The organism is Streptomyces sp. NPDC058221 (assembly GCF_042882365.1).
In the GTDB taxonomy this organism is placed as follows: domain Bacteria; phylum Actinomycetota; class Actinomycetes; order Streptomycetales; family Streptomycetaceae; genus Streptomyces.
On sequence record NZ_JBHVWF010000085.1, the window covers coordinates 1 to 18,110 of the forward strand.

General features: G+C 71.3%; 18 protein-coding genes. 13 read left to right on the top strand and 5 right to left on the bottom strand.

The genetic code is table 11. The features are described from left to right. Positions 1-177 precede the first annotated feature (177 nt). The 4 genes from ACFVW8_RS24635 (at position 178) to ACFVW8_RS24650 (ending at position 3,954) form a co-directional block, all read left to right on the top strand. Positions 178-1,116 carry an ABC transporter ATP-binding protein gene (locus ACFVW8_RS24635; RefSeq protein ID WP_389693483.1) on the top strand — a complete coding sequence of 313 codons (939 nt, stop codon included), beginning with the start codon at positions 178-180 and terminating at the stop codon, positions 1,114-1,116. A gap of 1 nt (position 1,117) precedes the next feature. After that, the gene (locus ACFVW8_RS24640) at positions 1,118-1,924 is read left to right on the top strand and encodes an ABC transporter permease (protein ID WP_389693485.1); all 807 of its coding nucleotides are present in this window, start codon (positions 1,118-1,120) and stop codon (positions 1,922-1,924) included. Between the two features lie 21 nt (positions 1,925-1,945). Then, positions 1,946-3,226, top strand: coding sequence for a sensor histidine kinase (locus ACFVW8_RS24645; RefSeq protein WP_389693487.1), 1,281 nt, complete (start codon positions 1,946-1,948; stop codon positions 3,224-3,226). A gap of 77 nt (positions 3,227-3,303) precedes the next feature. Next, positions 3,304-3,954 carry a response regulator gene (locus tag ACFVW8_RS24650; protein WP_389693489.1) on the top strand — a complete coding sequence of 217 codons (651 nt, stop codon included), beginning with the start codon at positions 3,304-3,306 and terminating at the stop codon, positions 3,952-3,954. 45 nt (positions 3,955-3,999) lie between these two features. Here ACFVW8_RS24650 and glgX read toward each other — a convergent pair whose 3' ends face one another. Continuing rightward, entirely contained in the window at positions 4,000-6,243 is a 2,244-nt protein-coding gene (glgX, locus tag ACFVW8_RS24655) for a glycogen debranching protein GlgX (protein WP_389693491.1), read from the bottom strand. A gap of 154 nt (positions 6,244-6,397) precedes the next feature. Here glgX and ACFVW8_RS24660 point away from each other — a divergent pair, with 154 nt between their 5' ends. Beyond that, positions 6,398-7,630, top strand: coding sequence for an Ig-like domain-containing protein (locus tag ACFVW8_RS24660; RefSeq protein ID WP_389693493.1), 1,233 nt, complete (start codon positions 6,398-6,400; stop codon positions 7,628-7,630). A gap of 297 nt (positions 7,631-7,927) precedes the next feature. Further along, positions 7,928-9,178, top strand: coding sequence for an Ig-like domain-containing protein (locus ACFVW8_RS24665; RefSeq protein WP_389693495.1), 1,251 nt, complete (start codon positions 7,928-7,930; stop codon positions 9,176-9,178). A 92-nt stretch (positions 9,179-9,270) separates the two neighbouring features. Here ACFVW8_RS24665 and ACFVW8_RS24670 read toward each other — a convergent pair whose 3' ends face one another. Further along, the gene (locus ACFVW8_RS24670; RefSeq protein ID WP_389693497.1) at positions 9,271-9,981 is read right to left on the bottom strand and encodes a 4'-phosphopantetheinyl transferase; all 711 of its coding nucleotides are present in this window, start codon (positions 9,979-9,981) and stop codon (positions 9,271-9,273) included. Then, positions 9,978-10,826 carry a metallophosphoesterase family protein gene (locus tag ACFVW8_RS24675; RefSeq protein WP_389693499.1) on the bottom strand — a complete coding sequence of 283 codons (849 nt, stop codon included), beginning with the start codon at positions 10,824-10,826 and terminating at the stop codon, positions 9,978-9,980. Before ACFVW8_RS24675 ends, ACFVW8_RS24670 begins: the two co-directional genes overlap by 4 nt. Positions 10,827-11,019: 193 nt before the next feature. Between ACFVW8_RS24675 and ACFVW8_RS24680 the strand changes: the two genes are divergently transcribed. The 5 genes from ACFVW8_RS24680 (at position 11,020) to ACFVW8_RS24700 (ending at position 15,441) form a co-directional block, all read left to right on the top strand. Then, complete coding sequence (locus ACFVW8_RS24680; RefSeq protein WP_389693501.1) at positions 11,020-11,454, top strand: cold-shock protein; 435 nt, start codon at positions 11,020-11,022, stop codon at positions 11,452-11,454. A 57-nt stretch (positions 11,455-11,511) separates the two neighbouring features. Next, a complete protein-coding gene (locus ACFVW8_RS24685; protein ID WP_389693503.1) occupies positions 11,512-12,279 on the top strand; it encodes an enoyl-CoA hydratase/isomerase family protein in 768 nt (255 codons plus the stop codon). A 251-nt stretch (positions 12,280-12,530) separates the two neighbouring features. Then, on the top strand, positions 12,531-13,046 hold the full coding sequence (locus ACFVW8_RS24690) for an ATP-binding protein (protein WP_266783063.1): 516 nt from the start codon (positions 12,531-12,533) through the stop codon (positions 13,044-13,046). Positions 13,047-13,444: 398 nt separating this feature from the next. Next, positions 13,445-14,251 carry a polysaccharide deacetylase family protein gene (locus tag ACFVW8_RS24695; protein ID WP_389693505.1) on the top strand — a complete coding sequence of 269 codons (807 nt, stop codon included), beginning with the start codon at positions 13,445-13,447 and terminating at the stop codon, positions 14,249-14,251. Further along, complete coding sequence (locus ACFVW8_RS24700) at positions 14,251-15,441, top strand: hypothetical protein (protein WP_389693506.1); 1,191 nt, start codon at positions 14,251-14,253, stop codon at positions 15,439-15,441. Before ACFVW8_RS24695 ends, ACFVW8_RS24700 begins: the two co-directional genes overlap by 1 nt. A gap of 34 nt (positions 15,442-15,475) precedes the next feature. On the opposite strand, the gene ACFVW8_RS24705 is transcribed toward ACFVW8_RS24700, so the two are convergent. After that, complete coding sequence (locus ACFVW8_RS24705; protein WP_389693508.1) at positions 15,476-16,114, bottom strand: GNAT family N-acetyltransferase; 639 nt, start codon at positions 16,112-16,114, stop codon at positions 15,476-15,478. A gap of 145 nt (positions 16,115-16,259) precedes the next feature. Here ACFVW8_RS24705 and ACFVW8_RS24710 point away from each other — a divergent pair, with 145 nt between their 5' ends. Further along, positions 16,260-16,475: an EF-hand domain-containing protein gene (locus ACFVW8_RS24710; RefSeq protein ID WP_389693510.1), complete on the top strand. Its 216-nt coding sequence runs from the start codon at positions 16,260-16,262 to the stop codon at positions 16,473-16,475. 27 nt (positions 16,476-16,502) lie between these two features. On the opposite strand, the gene ACFVW8_RS24715 is transcribed toward ACFVW8_RS24710, so the two are convergent. Next, positions 16,503-16,913 (bottom strand): STAS domain-containing protein, encoded by a 411-nt coding sequence (locus tag ACFVW8_RS24715; protein WP_389693512.1) that lies wholly within the window; start codon positions 16,911-16,913, stop codon positions 16,503-16,505. 215 nt (positions 16,914-17,128) lie between these two features. On the opposite strand from ACFVW8_RS24715, the gene ACFVW8_RS24720 reads away from it, so the two are divergent. After that, positions 17,129-18,094: a CopD family protein gene (locus ACFVW8_RS24720; RefSeq protein ID WP_389693514.1), complete on the top strand. Its 966-nt coding sequence runs from the start codon at positions 17,129-17,131 to the stop codon at positions 18,092-18,094. Positions 18,095-18,110: the final 16 nt, after the last annotated feature.

Below are 18,110 nucleotides of genomic sequence, written 5' to 3' on the forward strand. Positions count from 1 at the left end.
TCAGGGGCGAGCCTACGGTTCACCACTGACATCGCTCATCTGCTTTTCCCGACACAGGCGGGGCCCGGCGGAGTGGGGAGCCCGACGGTCGTAGACCGGCATCAACCGATCGGCTGATGCCGGTTCGAGCGCGATGGGGGATGCCGCGCGCGGACCGCCGCCGGAAGACTCGGGGGCATGGCAGTCATCGAAGTGAACGGGGTGCACAAGGCCTACGCCGGCCGTCCCGCGGTGGACGGGGTGAGCTTCGCCGTCGACGAGGGGGAGATCTTCGGGATTCTCGGCCCGAACGGCGCGGGCAAGACCACCACCGTCGAATGCGTCGAGGGGCTGCGGGTCCCCGACTCCGGTACGGTCCGGGTCGCCGGACTCGACCCCGTCGCCGACCACGAGCAGGTCACCCTGCTCCTCGGAGCACAGCTCCAGGAGAGCGAACTCCAGCCCAAGATCACGGTGGCCGAGGCGCTGGAGCTGTACAGCGCCTTCTACCCGCACCCCGCCGACTGGCGCTCGCTGGCCGAGCCGCTCGGTCTGCACACCAAGCTCACCACCCGCTTCGGTCAGCTCTCCGGCGGTCAGAAGCAGCGGCTGTCCATCGCGCTCGCGCTCGTCGGCAACCCCCGGGTGGTGGTCCTCGACGAGCTGACCACCGGGCTCGATCCACGCGCCAGGCGTGACACCTGGGAGCTGATCGAGAAGGTACGGGACAGGGGCGTCACGGTCCTGCTCGTCACCCACTTCATGGAGGAGGCCCAGCGGCTCTGCGACCGGATCGCCGTGATCGACAAGGGAAAGGTCGTCGCCCTCGACACCCCGTCCGGGCTGATCGCCAGGGCCGGTAGCTCCACGGTCATCTCCTTCACGCCCTCGCAGCCGCTCGACGACACCGAGCTGGCGCGGCTGCCCGGCGCGGCCTCGTGCGAGAGCCGGGGCGGCCGGATCGTCATCAACGGCACCGACGAGACCGTCAACGCCGTGATCTCGCTGCTGGCCCGGCTCCGTATCACCGCGCACCAGCTGCGGGTCGCCGAGGCCACCCTGGACGACGCCTTCCTCGACCTCACCGAGAGCTCCGGCCCCGCGGAGCGGCACGAACTCACAGAACGGGCAGTCTGAGATGGCCACAGCACACACCCTCACCGGCCGGAAATCCCGGAAGTCCCGCAAGCCGCGCACGGCCGCGGCGGGCGCCTCGCTCGCGGTCCTCAGGGCCGAGACCCGGCTCTTCCTGCGTGAACCCGGCAGCCTGTTCTGGATCCTCGTCTTCCCGACCGTGCTGATGGTGATCCTGGGGCTGATCCCGTCCTTCCGGGACCCCGACGCATCACTCGGCGGCCGCCGCGTCATCGATCTGTATGTCCCGGTGGCGGTACTGCTCGCCATGATCATGGCCGGCCTGCAGGCCATGCCGCCCGTGCTCACGGGCTACCGCGAGCGGGGCATCCTGCGCCGGATGTCCGCCACGCCGGTACGGCCCGCTGCCCTGCTGGGCGCGCAGATGGCGCTGCACGGGGCCGCGGCGCTCGGCTCCGCCCTGCTGGTGACGGCGGTCGGCCGGATCGCCTTCGACGTGTCGCTGCCCGGGCAGCCGTTCGGGTATCTGCTGGCGCTGCTGCTGGCCGTCGCCTGCGTGCTGGCCCTGGGCGCGCTGGTCTGCGCGGTCTCCCGCACCATGAAGATCTCGGCCGCGATCGGGTCGGTCGTCTTCTTCGTGATGATGTTCACCGCGGGCGTCTGGGTGCCCGTGCAGACGATGCCCGACACGCTCCGCCGGATCGTCCAGGTCACCCCGTTCGGTGCGGCCTCCCAGGCGCTGGACCGGGCCGCGTCCGGTGCCTGGCCCAGCTGGGGGTATCTCGGCGTGATGGCGCTGTGGGCCGCACTGGCGGCGGCGGTCGCGGCCCGCAGGTTCCGGTGGGAGTAGCGGATCGGGGAGACTTCACCCATGAGCGTGGGTGAGAGCGAAGCCGGGTGCGGGGTGACGACGGCAGAGCAGTGGTGGGAACGGTTCTTCCGGTACGGGCCGTACGGACTGCTGGGCCTGTCCTTCGCCATCTCGGCCGTAACCGGTGACCTCATCATGTCCAGGCAGGACGTGTACGCCGTCGCGGTCCTCGTCCCCCTGGCGCTCGTCCTCCAACTCTGGTGGGGACGGGTGCGGGCGGCGGCGGGACCGGGGTCGAGGGCGGCGCAGTGCTACTTCGTCGTCCGCACGCTGCTGGCCTTCGGGCTGACCTGGTGCAACCCGTTCTTCGCCATCTTCGTTGTGCTCGGCTACTTCGACGCCGGCCGGCTGCTCCCGGAGCGGGGCATGCGGGCCGGGCTCCTGGCCACCGCCGTCATCATGGCGGGCTCGCAGTCCGGCAGCGGCATGCCGCCCGTCACCCTGATGAACTGGGTCGCCTTCGCCATCCTCCTCGCCCTGCACGGGACCCTCACCATGGTCTTCGCCCAGATCGGCAACCGGGAGGCCGAACACGCCCGCACCCAGACCGACACGATCACCGCCCTTGAAGCCGCCAACGCCCGTCTCGAACAGGCCCTGGCGGAGAACGCCGGCCTGCACGCCCAGCTCCTCGTCCAGGCCCGCGAGGCCGGGGTCGCCGACGAGCGGAGCCGGATGGCCGCCGAGATCCACGACACCATCGCCCAGGGCCTGACCGGCATCATCGCCCAGCTCCAGGCCGTGACGTCCACCGCCGGCCACGACCCCGAGCTGGCCGGGGAACACCTCGGCCGGGCCACTGCCCTCGCCCGGCACAGCCTCGGTGAGGCCCGCCGCTCCGTGCACAATCTGCTGCCCGCAGCCCTGGAGCACGACGATCTGCCCGGCGCCCTCAAGAAGACGGTCACCAGCTGGTCGGAGCGGACCGGCGTCCGCGCCGAGTTCACCGTCACCGGTACGGCCGAGCCGCTGCACGACGAGGTCGGCGCCACCCTGCTCCGGATCGCCGAGGAAGCGCTCGCCAACGCCGGCCGGCACGCCGGTGCGAACCGGGCCGGCGTCACCCTCTCCTACATGGGCGACGTGATCACCCTGGACGTTCGGGACGACGGCCGCGGCTTCGACCCGGCAGCGCTGGAGCCGTACCTGGGCGCCGGCGGATTCGGGCTGGGCGGCATGCGGGCGCGCGCCGAACGCATCGCGGGCACCGTCGAGGTGGAGACCGGACCGGGCCTGGGCACCGCCGTCTGCGCCCGGGTCCCGCTGCTCCGGTACGACTGAGACCGCACGGCCGGGACGGCACCGCCCGGACGGCACCGCCGGGACGGTGCGCCGGCGGCACAGTACGGTGGGCCGCTATGGACCGGGAACCCGCACGCGTCATCACGCTGATCGTCGTCGACGACCACCCCGTCGTCCGGGACGGGCTGCGCGGCATGTTCGCGTCGGCGGCGGAGTTCGAGGTGCTCGGCGAGGCGGCCGACGGGGTCGAGGGCGTCGAGATGGCAGTCCGGCTCGATCCCGACGTCGTCCTGATGGACCTGCGGATGCCGGGCGGCGGCGGAGTCGCGGCGATCACCGAACTGGTGCGGCGCGGCGCCCGCTCCAGGGTCCTGGTCCTCACCACGTACGACACCGACTCCGACACCCTGCCCGCGATCGAGGCCGGCGCGACGGGATACCTCCTGAAGGACGCCCCCCGCGAGGAGCTCTTCACCGCGGTGCGCGCCGCCGCCGACGGGCGCACCGTCCTGTCGCCCGCCGTCGCCTCCCGGCTCGTCTCACGGGTGCGGGCACCCGTCGCGTCCGGCGGCGAGACGCTCTCCGCGCGCGAACGCGAAGTGCTGGCACGCGTCGCCAAGGGGACCTCGAACCGGGAGATCGCCGCCGCGCTGTTCATCAGCGAGGCCACGGTGAAGACCCACCTCACCCATATCTTCGCCAAGCTGGGCGCCAAGGACCGCGCGGCCGCCGTCGCCGTGGCCTACGACCGCGGCATCCTCGGCTGAGAGCCGGGCGCACCCGGCCGTGCGCCCGTACACGGAAGGCCGGGCTCACTCCCGTACCCGCAGCAGCAGCACGGATCTCGCCGGCACCGTCAGGCCCGTGTCGCCCCGGTGGACCGTGCCCGGCGCGGCGGACTGGTCCTCCCGTGAGGTGTCCAGGACCAGCTCGTACGCCTGGGCCCACGGCGGCCCCGGCAGCCGGAACTCCGCCGGGCGGTCACCGGCGTGCAGCACCGCCAGGAAGCTGTCGTCGGTCACCGGCTCGCCCCGGGCGTCCCGCCCCGGGATATCGCGTCCGGAGAGATAGAGCCCGACCGCCGAGGCCGGTGCGTACCAGTCCTCCTCCGTCATCTCGGCCCCCTGCCGGGTGAACCACGCCAGGTCCCGCAGCCCGTCCGGGGCCTGCGCCCGGCCGGAGAAGAACGCGCGGCGGCGCAGCACCGGATGGGTGTGGCGCAGCGTCAGCACCCGGGCCGTCAGCTCGGTCAGCTCCCGCCACTGCGGCTGATCGAGCAGCGACCAGTCCAGCCAGCTGACCTCGTTGTCCTGGCAGTACGCGTTGTTGTTGCCGCCCTGGGTGCGGCCCATCTCGTCGCCCGCGACCAGCATCGGCACCCCGGTCGACAGCAGCAGGGTGGTGAGCAGGTTGCGCAGCTGGCGGCGGCGCAGCGCGTTGACGGCCGCGTCGTCGGTCTCTCCCTCGGTGCCGCAGTTCCAGGCCCGGTTGTCGGAGGTGCCGTCCCGGTTGCCCTCGCCGTTGGCCTCGTTGTGCTTGTGCTCGTAGCTCACCAGGTCGCGGAGGGTGAAGCCGTCGTGCGCGGTGATGAAGTTGACCGAGGCGTACGGCCGGCGGCCGCCCCAGGCGTAGAGATCGCTCGATCCGGTCAGCCGGTAGCCGAGATCGCGTACGTCGGGCAGCGCGCCGCGCCAGAAGTCGCGCACGGCGTCGCGGTAGCGGTCGTTCCACTCGGTCCACAGCGGTGGGAAGGCACCGACCTGGTAGCCGCCGTTGCCGACGTCCCACGGCTCCGCGATGAGCTTGACCCGGCGCAGCACCGGGTCCTGGGCGATCACCGCGAGGAACGGGGACAGCATGTCGACGTCGTGCATCGAGCGGGCGAGCGCCGCCGCCAGGTCGAAGCGGAATCCGTCGACACCCATCTCGGTGACCCAGTACCGCAGGGAGTCGGTGATCAGCCGCAGGACGTTCGGCTGCACCACGTGCAGGGTGTTGCCGCAGCCGGTGTAGTCCGCGTATCTGCGGGCGTCGGACTGGAGCCGGTAGTAGCCGCGGTTGTCGATACCGCGCAGCGACAGCATCGGGCCGAGCTCGCCCGCCTCCGCCGTGTGGTTGTAGACCACGTCGAGGATCACCTCGATCCCGGCGTCGTGCATGGCGCGGACCATCCGCTTGAACTCGCCGACCTGCTGGCCGGCGGTGCCGCTCGCGGAGTAGTCGGCGTGCGGGGCGAAGTAGCCGATCGAGTTGTAGCCCCAGTAGTTGTGCAGCCCGCGCCGGAGCAGATGGTCCTCGTGGGCGAACTGGTGCACCGGCAGCAGCTCCACGGCCGTCACCCCGAGGCGCTTCAGATGACCGACGGCCGCTGGGTGCGCGAGTCCGGCGTAGGTGCCCCGCAGCTCCCGGGGGATGCCGGGGTGGCGTGCGGTGAAGCCGCGCACGTGCAGCTCGTAGATGACGGAGTCGGCCCAGGGCGTCTTGGGGCGGCGGTCCTCGGCCCAGTCGTCGTCATCGTGGACGACCACTCCCTTGGGGACGTACGGAGCGGAGTCCCGTTCGTCGCGCACGGTGTCGGCGACCTGCTGCTGGGGCCAGTCCCTCACATGGCCGTACACCTCGGCCGGAAGGGTGAAGGAGCCGTCCACCGCACGGGCGTACGGATCGAGCAGCAGTTTCGCCGCGTTCCAGCGGGCGCCCGTCCACGGGTCCCAGCGGCCGTGCACCCGGTAGCCGTACCGCCGGCCGGGCCGCACCCCGGGCACGAAGCCGTGCCAGATCTCGTGGGTCAGCTCGGTCAGGGCGAGGCGGGTCTCGGCGCCGTCCTCGTCGAAGAGGCAGAGCTCGACGGCCTCCGCCCCGCCCGCCCAGAGGGCGAAGTTGGTGCCCGCCACCCCGTCGGGGCCCACCCGGAAGCGGGCTCCCAGCGGCGTCGGCGTACCGGGCCACACGGTGGGCGGCCGCTGTCCGTACCCGGTGGACGGCTGCTCCACCGCCTGTCCGGCCGGTCCCTCGAATGCCTTCGGCACTGCCTCCTGCTCGGCTGCGCTCGACACCTGCTCGCCTCCCGCGGCTCGTGGGGGACCGGCACCGAAAGGGAGCGTGCGGCGTCCCGGCCGCCGCTCCCCGAGTGTGGTCGTCCCCTCTGTTCTGCCCACGACGGGGCCCGCACTCACGTTTCCCCCGACCGGCCCCGGTCGTTGGGGGGACGTGAACCACGTAGCGAAGAAGGCAGGCGCGAGCTCGGCCACCGTGCTGTCACGGTCGGGACTGCTCGCCGTACTGGCCGTACTGGCCGTTCTGACCGGTTGCTCCGGCGCGGGCTCGATCATCGGTGGGAAGTCCCGGTCGCCGCAGGAGGCGATCCGGATCACCCCGCAGGACCGGGCCGAGGACGTAGGACCGGACAGCCGGGTCGAGGTGAAGGTCCCTGACGGGCGGCTGGAGAGCGTCAAGGTGACCCGGATCGAGGACGCGCAGGAACAGGAGGTACGGGGCCTGATCGCCAAGGACGGCCGTTCCTGGGCCCCGCAGGGTGCGGCGGGCCGGCTCGGCCTCGCCGCCAAGTACAGCGTCGACGCGGTGGCCATGGACGGTGCCGGGCACCGCTCGGCCCGCCACACCACCTTCACCACGGTGGTGCCCGAACACCGCTTCATCGGCTACTTCAAGCCGGAGAACCGGTCCACGGTCGGCACCGGAATGATCGTCTCCTTCGAGTTCAACCGGCCGATCACCCGCAAGGCGGCCGTGCAGCGGGCCATCAAGGTGACCAGTGATCCGCCGGTCGAGGTGGCCGGGCACTGGTTCGGCGCCGACCGTCTGGACTTCCGCCCGGCCGCCTACTGGGAGCCCGGCACCGAGGTCACCGTCGAGGTCGGGCTGCGCGATGTGGAGGGGGCGCCGAAGGTGTACGGCAGCCAGCGCAAGACCATCAGGTTCACCGTGGGCAGGGAGCAGGTGTCCCGGGTGGACTCGGCCGCGCACACGATGGAGGTGCGCCGGGACGGACAGCTCGTCTCCACGGTCCCGATCACGGCGGGCTCCCCGACGACGACCACGTACAACGGCAAGATGGTGGTCAGCGAGATGCACGACGTGACCCGGATGGACGGGCGGACCGTCGGCTTCGGCGGCGAGTACGACATCAAGGACGTCCCGCACGCCATCCGGCTCACCGAGTCGGGCACCTTCCTGCACGGCAACTACTGGTCAGCCGACGACATCTTCGGTTCGACCAACGTCAGTCACGGCTGCATCGGACTGCGCGACGTGCAGGGCGGCAGCGGGTCCACCCCGGCCGGCTGGTTCTTCGACCGGACACTCATCGGGGACGTCGTCGAGGTCGTCAACTCCAAGGACAAGCAGGTGGCCCCGGACAACGGTCTTGGCGGCTGGAATCTGAACTGGACGCAGTGGAAGGCGGGCTCCGCCCTGCGCTGACACCCCTGCGGCTCTCCCGCAGCCGCCCGGACGGCGTGGCCGGTGCCGGCCACGCCGTCCGCCACGCCGTCCGGGCGGGGCCGGCCCCCGTGCGGGCCCGTTCCCGGCGGTACCGCCCGCGACCAGGCGAAGTCCCGGACGAGTTGGGACTGAACGGTGACATTCCGGAGGAGATCTGTCCGCAGTCGGTGTGATTATCTTTCGCTGAGCGCGCATCTGCAGCGCGTGGGGGCGGGAGCCGAGCAGGAGCTCCCAAGGCCTTGGCGGGGCCGGGCCGTGCGAGGGGAGACGACCACATTGAACGGGCAGCCGATATCGGGGACATCGGCCAGGGCGGACAGCGGGTGGCGGGGGCGTGGGACCACCGGACTGCTGGCTCTGGTAATGGGTGCGCTGCTGTTGCTGGTGACAGCATGCGGCGGGGGAGACAACGAGGGCGGGAACAAGGGCGGCAGCAGCGGGGCGAGGACCGATGACACCAGCGCCTCCCAGGCGCTGGTGAAGGTCGCCCCGAAGGACGGCGCCGGCTCCGTCGCCACCAGCGGTGCGCTGAAGATCTCGGCCGAGCAGGGGAAGCTCTCCACGGTCAAGGTCTCCGACCCCAAGGGGGCCGAGGTCGAGGGGAAGATCGCGGCGGACGGCGCGAGCTGGGAGCCGGACCACCATCTGGCCTCGGCGACCAAGTACAAGGTCCACGCGGTGGCCAAGGACGAGAAGGGCCGTGAGTCGGCGAAGGACACCACCTTCACCACGCTGGTCCCGCAGAACACCTTCGTCGGGCAGTACACCCCGGAGGACGGTTCCACGGTCGGTGTCGGCATGCCCGTCTCGATCCACTTCACCCGCGGCATCACCGACCCGGAAGCCGTCGAGAAGGCCATCAAGGTGACGGCCGACCCCGACGTCGAGATCGAGGGCCACTGGTTCGGCAACGACCGCCTCGACTTCCGGCCGGAGGACTACTGGGCGGCGGGCACCAAGGTGAAGGTCGAGCTCGATCTGGACGGAGTCGAGGGGCGCCCCGGCGTCTACGGCAAGCAGGCCAAGACGGTGTCGTTCACCGTCGGCCGCCGTCAGGTCAGCACCGTGGACGCGAACTCGCACCGGATGAAGGTCGTCCGCGACGGCAAGCAGGTCAAGGACATCGCGATCTCGGCGGGCGCCCCGGCCACCACCACCTACAACGGCCAGATGGTCATCAGCGAGAAGCTGCGGGTGACCCGGATGAACGGTGACACGGTCGGCTTCGGCGGTGAGTACGACATCAAGGACGTGCCGCACGCGATGCGTCTGTCCAACTCGGGAACCTTCATCCACGGCAACTACTGGGGCGGTTCGGGCATCTTCGGCACCACCAACACCAGCCACGGCTGCGTCGGCATGCTGGACGCCCGGGGCGGCGGTGACTCGGGTACCCCGGCTGCCTGGTTCTTCAACAACTCCCTCATCGGCGATGTCGTGATTGTGAAGAACTCCCACGACAAGACGATCCAGCCGGACAACGGCCTCAACGGCTGGAACATGAGCTGGTCGGAGTGGACCAAGTAACCGTGGCGCACCGACCCGGACGGCACCGGCCACCGGGCGCGTGAACGACGCCGGCTTCCAGGACCTCGACGGGGTCCCGGAAGCCGCCGTTCTCATGCCGTTCGGTCCGGCCGGCCGGGCGCGGACCGGCTGTCCGGCTCACCCGGCAGTGCTATGGCGGTCAGGACGAAGCCGCGCCCCACGGTCCACCGTCCGGGGAACGTGCTGTGACGGTGCCCGGCCACTTCGGGTCCCGGCACCAGCAGCCGTGCCGAGAACGTGCCCGCGCCGGGGTCGAAGTCGAGCTCCGCCTCGGCGAAGTCGAGCTCTCGCCGGGTGAGCGGATACCAGGTCTTGAAGACCGCCTCCTTGGCGCTGAACAGCAACCGGTCCCAGTGCACATCCGGGCGCTGCCGCGCCAGTTCGGTGAGCCGGGCCCGCTCGCCCGGCAGGGAGACGCTGTCCAGCACCCCGTCGGGCAGCGGCAGATTCGGCTCGGCGTCGATGCCGAGTGACGTGGCGACCTCGGTGCGGGCAACCGCTGCCGCCCGGAATCCGGCGCAGTGGGTCATGCTGCCGGTCACACCCTCCGGCCAGCTCACCGCGCCCCGTTTGCCGGGCACCAGGGGGACCGGCGGCAGACCGAGCTCGGCCATGGCACGACGCGCGCACAGCCGTACCGTGGTGAACTCGTCACGGCGGCGCGCCACCGCCCGGGCGATCGCCGCCGTCTCCGCCGGAAAGAGCCCGCCGTCCTGGTCGGGGGGCAGATCGCCGAACACGCTCACGGCGGCCACCTCCGCGGGCAGCACGGTGCCGATCATGCCGTCTGCTCCGACTCGGGACGCGGCAGGATCTGACGCAGCGGGGGCCGGGGCGGCCGGGACCGCCACTCCCTCGGGTATCCGATCGACACCTCCTCGAAGCGGACCCCGTCGTGCCAGGTGACCCGGGGTATGTGGAGGTGGCCGTACACGGCGGCGACCGCCCGGAAGCGCCGGTGCCAGTCGGCGGTCAGCTCCGTACCGCACCACTGGGCGAACTCGGGGTACCGCAGGACCCGAGTGGGGTCGCGTACCAGCGGATAGTGGTTGACCAGGACCGTGCCGTGATGGGGGTCGATGCCCGCGAGGCGTTCCTCCGTGAGGGCGACCCGGGCCCGGCACCAGGCGTCCCGCGACGGGTACGGGTCGGGGTGCAGCAGGTACTCGTCGGTGCACACCACCCCCGACGCGTGTGCCGCGCGCAGGGACTCCTCCTTGGTGCCGGTCCCGGGGGCGAAGAAGGAGTAGTCGTACAGGACGAACAGGGGCGCGACCGTGACGGGTGCCTCTCCGCCGCGCCAGACCGGATACGGATCCTCGGGGGTCAGCACGCCCAGCCCCCGGCACAGTTCGACCAGGGCCTCGTAGCGGGCGACACCGCGCAGGGTGACATCGTCGGCGGGATGGGTCCACAGCTCGTGGTTGCCGGGCGCCCAGACGACCTGGGAGAAGCGCTCCGCGAGAAGTCCCAGCGCCCAGGCGATGTCCTCGAACTTCTCACCGACATCCCCGGCGACGATCAGCCAGTCCTCGTCGGATTCCGGCCTGAGTGACTCCGTGATCCGCCGGTTCTCCTCGTGGGCGACATGCTGGTCGCTCAGTGCGAACAGTTTCCCGTGGGTCACGGGCAGTCCTTCCGTCGACGGACGATGCGATTGCACAACGATCTCATCACGCACTGTGCGAGGGATGTTGACGGTAGTGGCACAGTAGGCGCAAGGCGTTTCCGGAGTGGTTGCACGAAGTCCGGGCCGCCTGTCGTGGCAGAGGTGTCCCGGGCATGGGTCCGGGATCGGGTTTCGTCGAGGAGTGGTTGCGATGGTCATCGGTCGTGTGGTGCGGTTCGACAGCGCGAAGGGCTATGGGTTCATCGCCCCCGACCACGGAGGCGAGGATGTCTTCCTGCATGTGAACGACCTCCGTATTCCGGAGACGTCTCTGCGGCCCGGTCTGATGGTCGGGTTCGAGATCGAGCAGGGTGACCGGGGCCTGAAGGCGTCCTCGGTACAGCTCGCCCCCGGCAGCGGCAGTCAGCCGGTGGCGGACGTCCTCCCGGTGTCCTCCGAGTCCCCGGGCCGGGCGGCCGCGGACGGCGACGACGTGCTGTGCGATGTGCTCAGCCCGCAGGAGTACGTGCGGGACATCACGGAAGTACTCCTGCGATCGGCCCCCGCACTCACCTCGGCGCACATTCTCCAGGTGCGCGAGGGGATGCTGCAGTTCGCCAGGAACCACGGATGGGTCGAGGGCTGAGCCCTCGCGGGGGCCCTTCCCCGGACGCCGTGCGCCCGCCCGTCTAACCTGCCTCCCATGACCGTAACCCTCGAAGTAAGCGGCGGCGTCGGCACGATCCGGCTGGACCGTCCGCCGATGAACGCCCTGGACATCGCGACCCAGGACCGGCTGCGTGAGCTGGCCGAGGAGGCCTCCGGGCGTGACGACGTGCGCGCCGTGGTGCTCTACGGGGGTGAGAAGGTGTTCGCGGCGGGCGCGGACATCAAGGAGATGCAGGCGATGGACCACCCGGCCATGGTCGTACGCTCCAAGGCCCTGCAGGAGTCCTTCACCGCGGTCGCCAGGATCCCCAAGCCCGTCGTCGCGGCCGTCACCGGCTATGCGCTCGGTGGCGGCTGCGAGCTGGCCCTCTGCGCCGACTTCCGGATCGCCGGCGACAACGCCAGGCTGGGCCAGCCGGAGATCATGCTCGGCCTGATCCCGGGCGCCGGCGGCACCCAGCGTCTCGCCCGTCTGGTGGGCCCGGCGAAGGCCAAGGACCTGATCTTCACCGGCCGTCATGTGAAGGCCGAAGAGGCCCTCGCCATGGGCCTGGTGGACCGGGTGGTACCCGCCGCCGAGGTGTACGAGCACGCGCACGCCTGGGCCGCGAAGCTGGCGAAGGGCCCTGCGCTCGCGCTGCGCGCCGCCAAGGAGGCCGTCGACGCCGGGCTGGAGACGGACATCGATTCCGGTCTCACGATCGAGCGGACCTGGTTCGCCGGACTGTTCGCCACGGAGGACCGGGAGCGCGGTATGCGCAGCTTTGTGGAGGACGGACCGGGCAAGGCCAAATTCCTCTGACCGAACGCCAGTTGGGAACAGATCAAGGCGCGTTCATCCATGCGGGCGGATTAGCTGAGCCTTAAGGAAACCTTAAGGCTCAGCGCGTCGCCTGCTCCTGCAGACCCGTTCGGGTGCGGTGTCCGCGCAGGTCGGCGGGGGTGTGAGCAGGCGCATTCTGCCAGTGGCATATGCCGGGAGACGTCTACGGAATTGCTGATTCCGGGTTGGGGATTCCCGCGGAACGGCCCCGGAGTGCCCGCCTTGCGGCCATGATGGTGTCCATGGCGGGCCTGGAGGGTGTGGAGCAGCCGCGACAGCGCAGCAGCGCGACAGCGGCACGGAGGATGCCGGCCGTCGAGGACGAACAAGCGTTCAAGGCGCTGGAGTTGTTCGGAAATCCGACGGAGGACGAGGTTCGGCTGCCCTCCCGCCCCGAGTCCGCGGCCACCGCGCGTCGGCTCACCTCCTGTGTGGTGCTGCGCCAGTGGGCGCTCTCGCCGCAGACCGCCGAGCATGCCGTTCTGCTCGTGTCGGAGCTCGTCGGCAACGCCGTGCGGCACACCGGTGCGCGGGTCTTCGGTCTGCGGATGCTGCGCCGTCGCGGCTGGATCAGGATCGAGGTGCGCGACCCCTCGCGCGGACTGCCGTGCCTCATGCCCGTCCAGGAGATGGATGTCAGCGGGCGGGGCCTCTTCCTCGTCGACAAGCTCTCCGACCGGTGGGGCGTGGATCTGCTCCCGCGCGGCAAGACCACCTGGTTCGAGATGCGGATCTCCGACCGCTGACGGCGCCCGCCGGCTCCGGACGCACAGAAGCCCCCGGTTCGGCCGTGGTGCGGCGCTTGCGGGGGCTGCTGTGCGGGGGCCGTGAAATGGGGGGTGTGTTCACGGCCGCTTATGACGACCCGGCCCGGGTCAATGGGGGTCGTGTCCCCGACTATGGCAGACGGACGACTCCGCCGCCAAAGCCGTAAAACGCCCATTCGGCAACGAATGCGGATGTTTCCACTTTGAATCACAGGTGTGCTGGGTCACTCGCCTGGAAATCCATGAGGATTCACGCGCTTCCATGGCTGATTCATTGACCGGTGGTGCTGTGGGTGATGCGCATCCGTGTGACCTGCGGGAGTTGGGAATAGGGTCAATTGTTATTTTCCTGACATCTCGCACTTACTGTTCTGCACATGAACGCCTCCGACACACCGGTGCACCGCCGCAGCGCCCTGCGCGCAGGAGCCGGGGCCGCCATCGCCGCAGCCCTCGCCACCGGTTGCGGGGACCGGGACACCGCCGGGACCTCGGCGAAGACCCTCACCCACCCGGCACCCAGCAAGCCGGCCGCCACCGCCGGAGCGCCCGCCCCCGCGCCCGCCCCGCGCCGCTTCCCCGGGCAGCCCGTGCAGATCGGCCACGGCCCCCGCGACCGGGCGCGCGTCGCCCTCACCTTCCACGGCCAGGGCGACCCCGCCATCGCCAGGACGGTGCTGGCCGAGGCCGAACGGGCCCGGGCGCGGATCACCGTCCTCGCCGTCGGCAGCTGGCTCGACGAGCACCCCGAAATGGCCCGCCGCATCCTCGACGGCGGCCATGACCTCGGCAACCACACCCAGCGCCATATCGACATCTCCTCGATGGACGAGGCGCAGGCGTACGCGGAGATCACCGGATGCGCCCAGCGGCTGCGCAGGCTCACCGGCTCCATCGGCACCTGGTTCCGGCCCTCGCGCACCCAGTACGCCACCCCGCTCGTCCAGCGGCTCGCCGTCCGCGCGGGCTACCCGCACGTCCTCTCGTACGACGTGGACTCCCTCGACTTCACCTCGCCCGGCGCCGCGGCCGTCACCCGCAAGGTGGCCGGTGAGATCCGTAACGGATCGGTGGTGAGCATGCACTTCGGCTACGCGGACACGGTCGCCGCGCTGCCCCTCCTTCTCACCGAACTCGACCGCCGCGGACTGCGCGCGGTGACGACCACGGAGCTGCTGACCTGATGCTTCCCTCCACCACACGCACCGCGGCCCTGCTCGGGGGCGTCCTGCTCGCCGTACTCACCGGCTGCGGCACGCCGGCGGACAAGGGGGCGTCCGACGCCGCCACCGAGGCCGCCGCCCCGCCGGCCAGACCCAAACACATCACCCCGCCCGCGCCGCCCGGCCTCGCCGGGATGCCGCCGGTGCTCGACCCCGCGAACGTGTACGCGGCCGACGCCCCGGGAAAGCTGTCCCCGGCCGTCAAGGGCTTCCCGTCCCGGGTGTACGTGCCCAACACCAACTCCAACACGGTGTCGGTGATCGACCCCGCCACGTACAAGGTCATCGAGACCATCCCGGTGGGCCGGCAGCCGCAGCACGTCGTCCCGTCCTGGGACCTGAAGACCCTCTGGGTCAACAACGACCTCGGCGACAGCCTCACCGCCATCGACCCGGCCACCGGGAAGGCGGGGAAGACGGTCGACGTCTCCGATCCGTACAACCTCTACTTCACCCCGAACGGCAAGTACGCGATCGTGATGGCCTCGATGGACCGGCAGCTGGTCTTCCGTGACGCGCACACCATGAAGACGGCCAAGGCCGTTCCGGTCAGCTGTGCGGGCGTCAACCACGCCGACTTCTCGGCGGACGGCCGGTACTTCATCGTCTCCTGCGAGTTCTCCGGCGACCTCCTCAAGGTCGACACGGCGAAAATGGAGGTGGTGGGCCGGCAGAAGCTGCCGTTCAAGGGCGCCATGCCGCAGGACGTGAAGCTGTCGCCCGACGGCGGCACCTTCTACATCGCGGACATGATGGCGAACGGGGTGTGGGTGCTGGACGGGAAGAAGTTCACCACTCCGAAGCTGCTGCCCACCGGCAAGGGCTGCCACGGGCTCTACATCAGCCGCGACGCCAAGGAGATGTACATCTCCAACCGCGGGGAGGGCTCGATCTCCGTCTTCGACTTCGCACGGAACGAGCTGGCGAAGAAGTGGCAGCTGCCGGGCGGTGGCAGCCCCGACATGGGCGGGGTGTCGGCGGACGGCAAGGTCCTCTGGCTGACCGGGCGGTACGACGCCGAGGTGTACGCCATCGACACCACCAGCGGCAAACAGCTCGCCCGGATCCCGGTGGGCAGCGGACCGCACGGCCTCGCCGTCTACCCGCAGCCGGGCCGGTACTCGCTGGGACACACCGGCGTCTTCCGCTGAGCCCGTTCCTTCCGGACCTCCGCCGGCCGGTGGCTCAGCCCTCGACGAACAGCGCCTCCGAGCCCACCGGCCGGTAGCCCGCCGCCTGGAACGTCCGCACACTGCGGGCGTTGCCCGGTGACTGCTGCGCCCACACCACCGCGTCCGGCACCAGTTGCCGGGCCGCCCGTGCCAGCCGTTCGCCGAGCCGCCGCCCGCGTGCTTCCTCGGCCACCTCGATCGCGGTCTCCCAGCGTCCCGCGACACCGCGGCCGAGGATCAGCACACCGTCCTCGGCTCCCCAGACCCGCACCTCGTCGCGGAACCTCATCGCCCGTGCCACCCGCGGGTGTTCGGGGTCCCGGATCTCGCGCAGCCCGGGCCCGGGGGCGCCGGGCAGCGCGCTCGCGACCGTGAGCAGATCGATCGTGTTCATATGCCGGCCGGTCCGGTCCAGCAGCGCGCCCAGGAACCGCGGATTCATCGTCGCGGCCAGCGCGTCCCCCTCGGTGGCGGCCAGAGTGGCCCGCACCCACCGGGGGTCCTCGTCCGTGAACACCACCGAGTGCGCGGTGAACGCGAGCACCCCGGCGTCGCGGTCGTTCGGCTGACGCACCACAGTGGTGGACCCGTCCGGCGGCGGGAACCGCCCGTCCGCCGCGGCTGCCAGGATCCCCGCCAGTGCATCGCTCATCGCGCCGTACTCTCCCCGGTCCGGGTCACCGTCCACCGGCCGGCGGACGGACCCGCCCATGATCGACGACCGGCCGCCGCGACCGCCATCCGTCGCGCCCGTTAATCTGACCTCCGTCATATAGGCATTACGAAGGGGCGGAACAGTGGCGGACATCGAGTCGGCGCGCAAGGCGTTCGAGCGGTTCGACCTGAACGGCGACGGGCTGATCTCGGCCGCCGAGTACAAGAGCGTCATGGCTCAGCTGGGGGACCCCTACGTCACCGAGCCGATCGCGCAGGCCGTGATCAACTCCCACGACGCCAACGGCGACGGGCTGCTGACGTTCGACGAGTTCTGGGGCGCGCAGAACAAGGGCTGACGGCCGGGGACCGTGCCCGCCGCCGGCTCACGGGTCCGGCGGGCCGGCGGACCCGTCGGAGCCGAACGCCTCCTCCGGCGTCGCCACCGGGCGGAACACGTCGTGCAGCCGGCCGGCCCTCAGGAGCCGCAGGATCCTCGGGCAGTCGCAGACGAGCCAGAACCGCCCGTCCCGGTCCAGCGCCCGCTGCCGGGCCCGGCACAGCAGCCGCAGTCCCGAGCAGTCGAGGAAGCTCACCTCGGTCAGGTCGACCACCACGTGCGGTGATCCCTCGGACGTGGCCACGTCGAGGGCCGGGGTGATGAGGGCGGCGGTGGCGATGTCGATCTCGTCGCGCAGGGCCACCACCGTGCGGCCGCCTCTGCGGTACACGCGGCCGCACGGCTCGGGCAGGGGGACCAGCACAGGGGATGCCGTGGGGGACAGCCTCTCGGTCATGATGCCTCTCCTCGCAGCGCCGAATCCGCGGAGGCACCCGGGCTGGGTCGCTGTAGTTGAGGTGACAGTCGGTGAACCTAACCCGAGGCTCGCGTCGAGTGGGGATGCAGAAACGTTCGCGCCTGCGGTAATGCCTCCTTCCGGGTGAAAGTCGCGGCTTGACGTGGACATCGGCGGGTTGTTTGTGTGTTTGTCGGCCAGGAAAGGGGGTGGGGGTGCTCCCCTCCCGCGCGCCCGCGCCCGCCCGCCGCAGATCCACGGCGGCCGTGCTCAGCACAGCGGCGGCCTGCCTGGCGGCCGTGGCGGCCGCACTGCTCGGCGCCGGCCTCGTCGCCCACGGCACCGGTGAACTGCGCATACCCGGCGCCGGAACGGCCACCCTGCTGCGTACGGTCCTCTTCGGCGCGCTCGCCGTACACCTCGGTGCACTGGCCGCCGACGCGCTGGCCCGCTCCCTGCCCGGCCGGCCCGGAACCGCACCGCGCAGCTGGACGGTGGCGGCCTCGGTCGCCGGGGCGGCCGCCGCGGCGGGACAGATTCTCCGGCTGGCCCACGTCAGCGACCTCGGCCTCGTCGAGACCTACGGCACCCGGGAGGGCGGGCTGCTGCTGCTCACCGCCAACGGCTTCGTCCTCGCCGCGTGCTGCGCCGCGAGCAGCCGACCGGCCCTGGCCGCAGCCCCGCTCGCCCTGGCCGTCGGCGCCGAGGCGTTGCGCGCCCACCCCGAGGCGTACAGCCCGGCGGTGGGGGCGGCGCTCACCGCCGTCCATCTGACGGCCGCGTCGCTCTGGTGCGGCGGACTGCTCCAGGTGCTGCGCACCATGCGGCTGTGGCGGCGCACCGGACCCGGCGCGGCCCGCGCACTGCTCGGACGCTACGCCCGGCTCGCCGGCCGGCTGTACGCGGCCCTGGCGGTGACCGGCACGTGCAGCGCCCTGCGCCGGCTGCCGCCCGATGTCGTCCTCACGTCCGCGTACGGGCGCACCCTGCTGGCCAAGCTGGTGCTGGTGGCCCTCGTCAGCGCGCTGGCACTGGGCGCGCGCCGGCGGCTGGCATCGGACGCCGGCCCGGCAGCCGCGCACCGCCGGGCGCGCCGCGAACTGGTCGCCCTGGCGGCTGTCGTACTCGTATCGGCGATCCTGACCGTCGTACCCGACCCGCACTGGCTCAGCACCCGCTGACCGCCGCCGGGGTGGC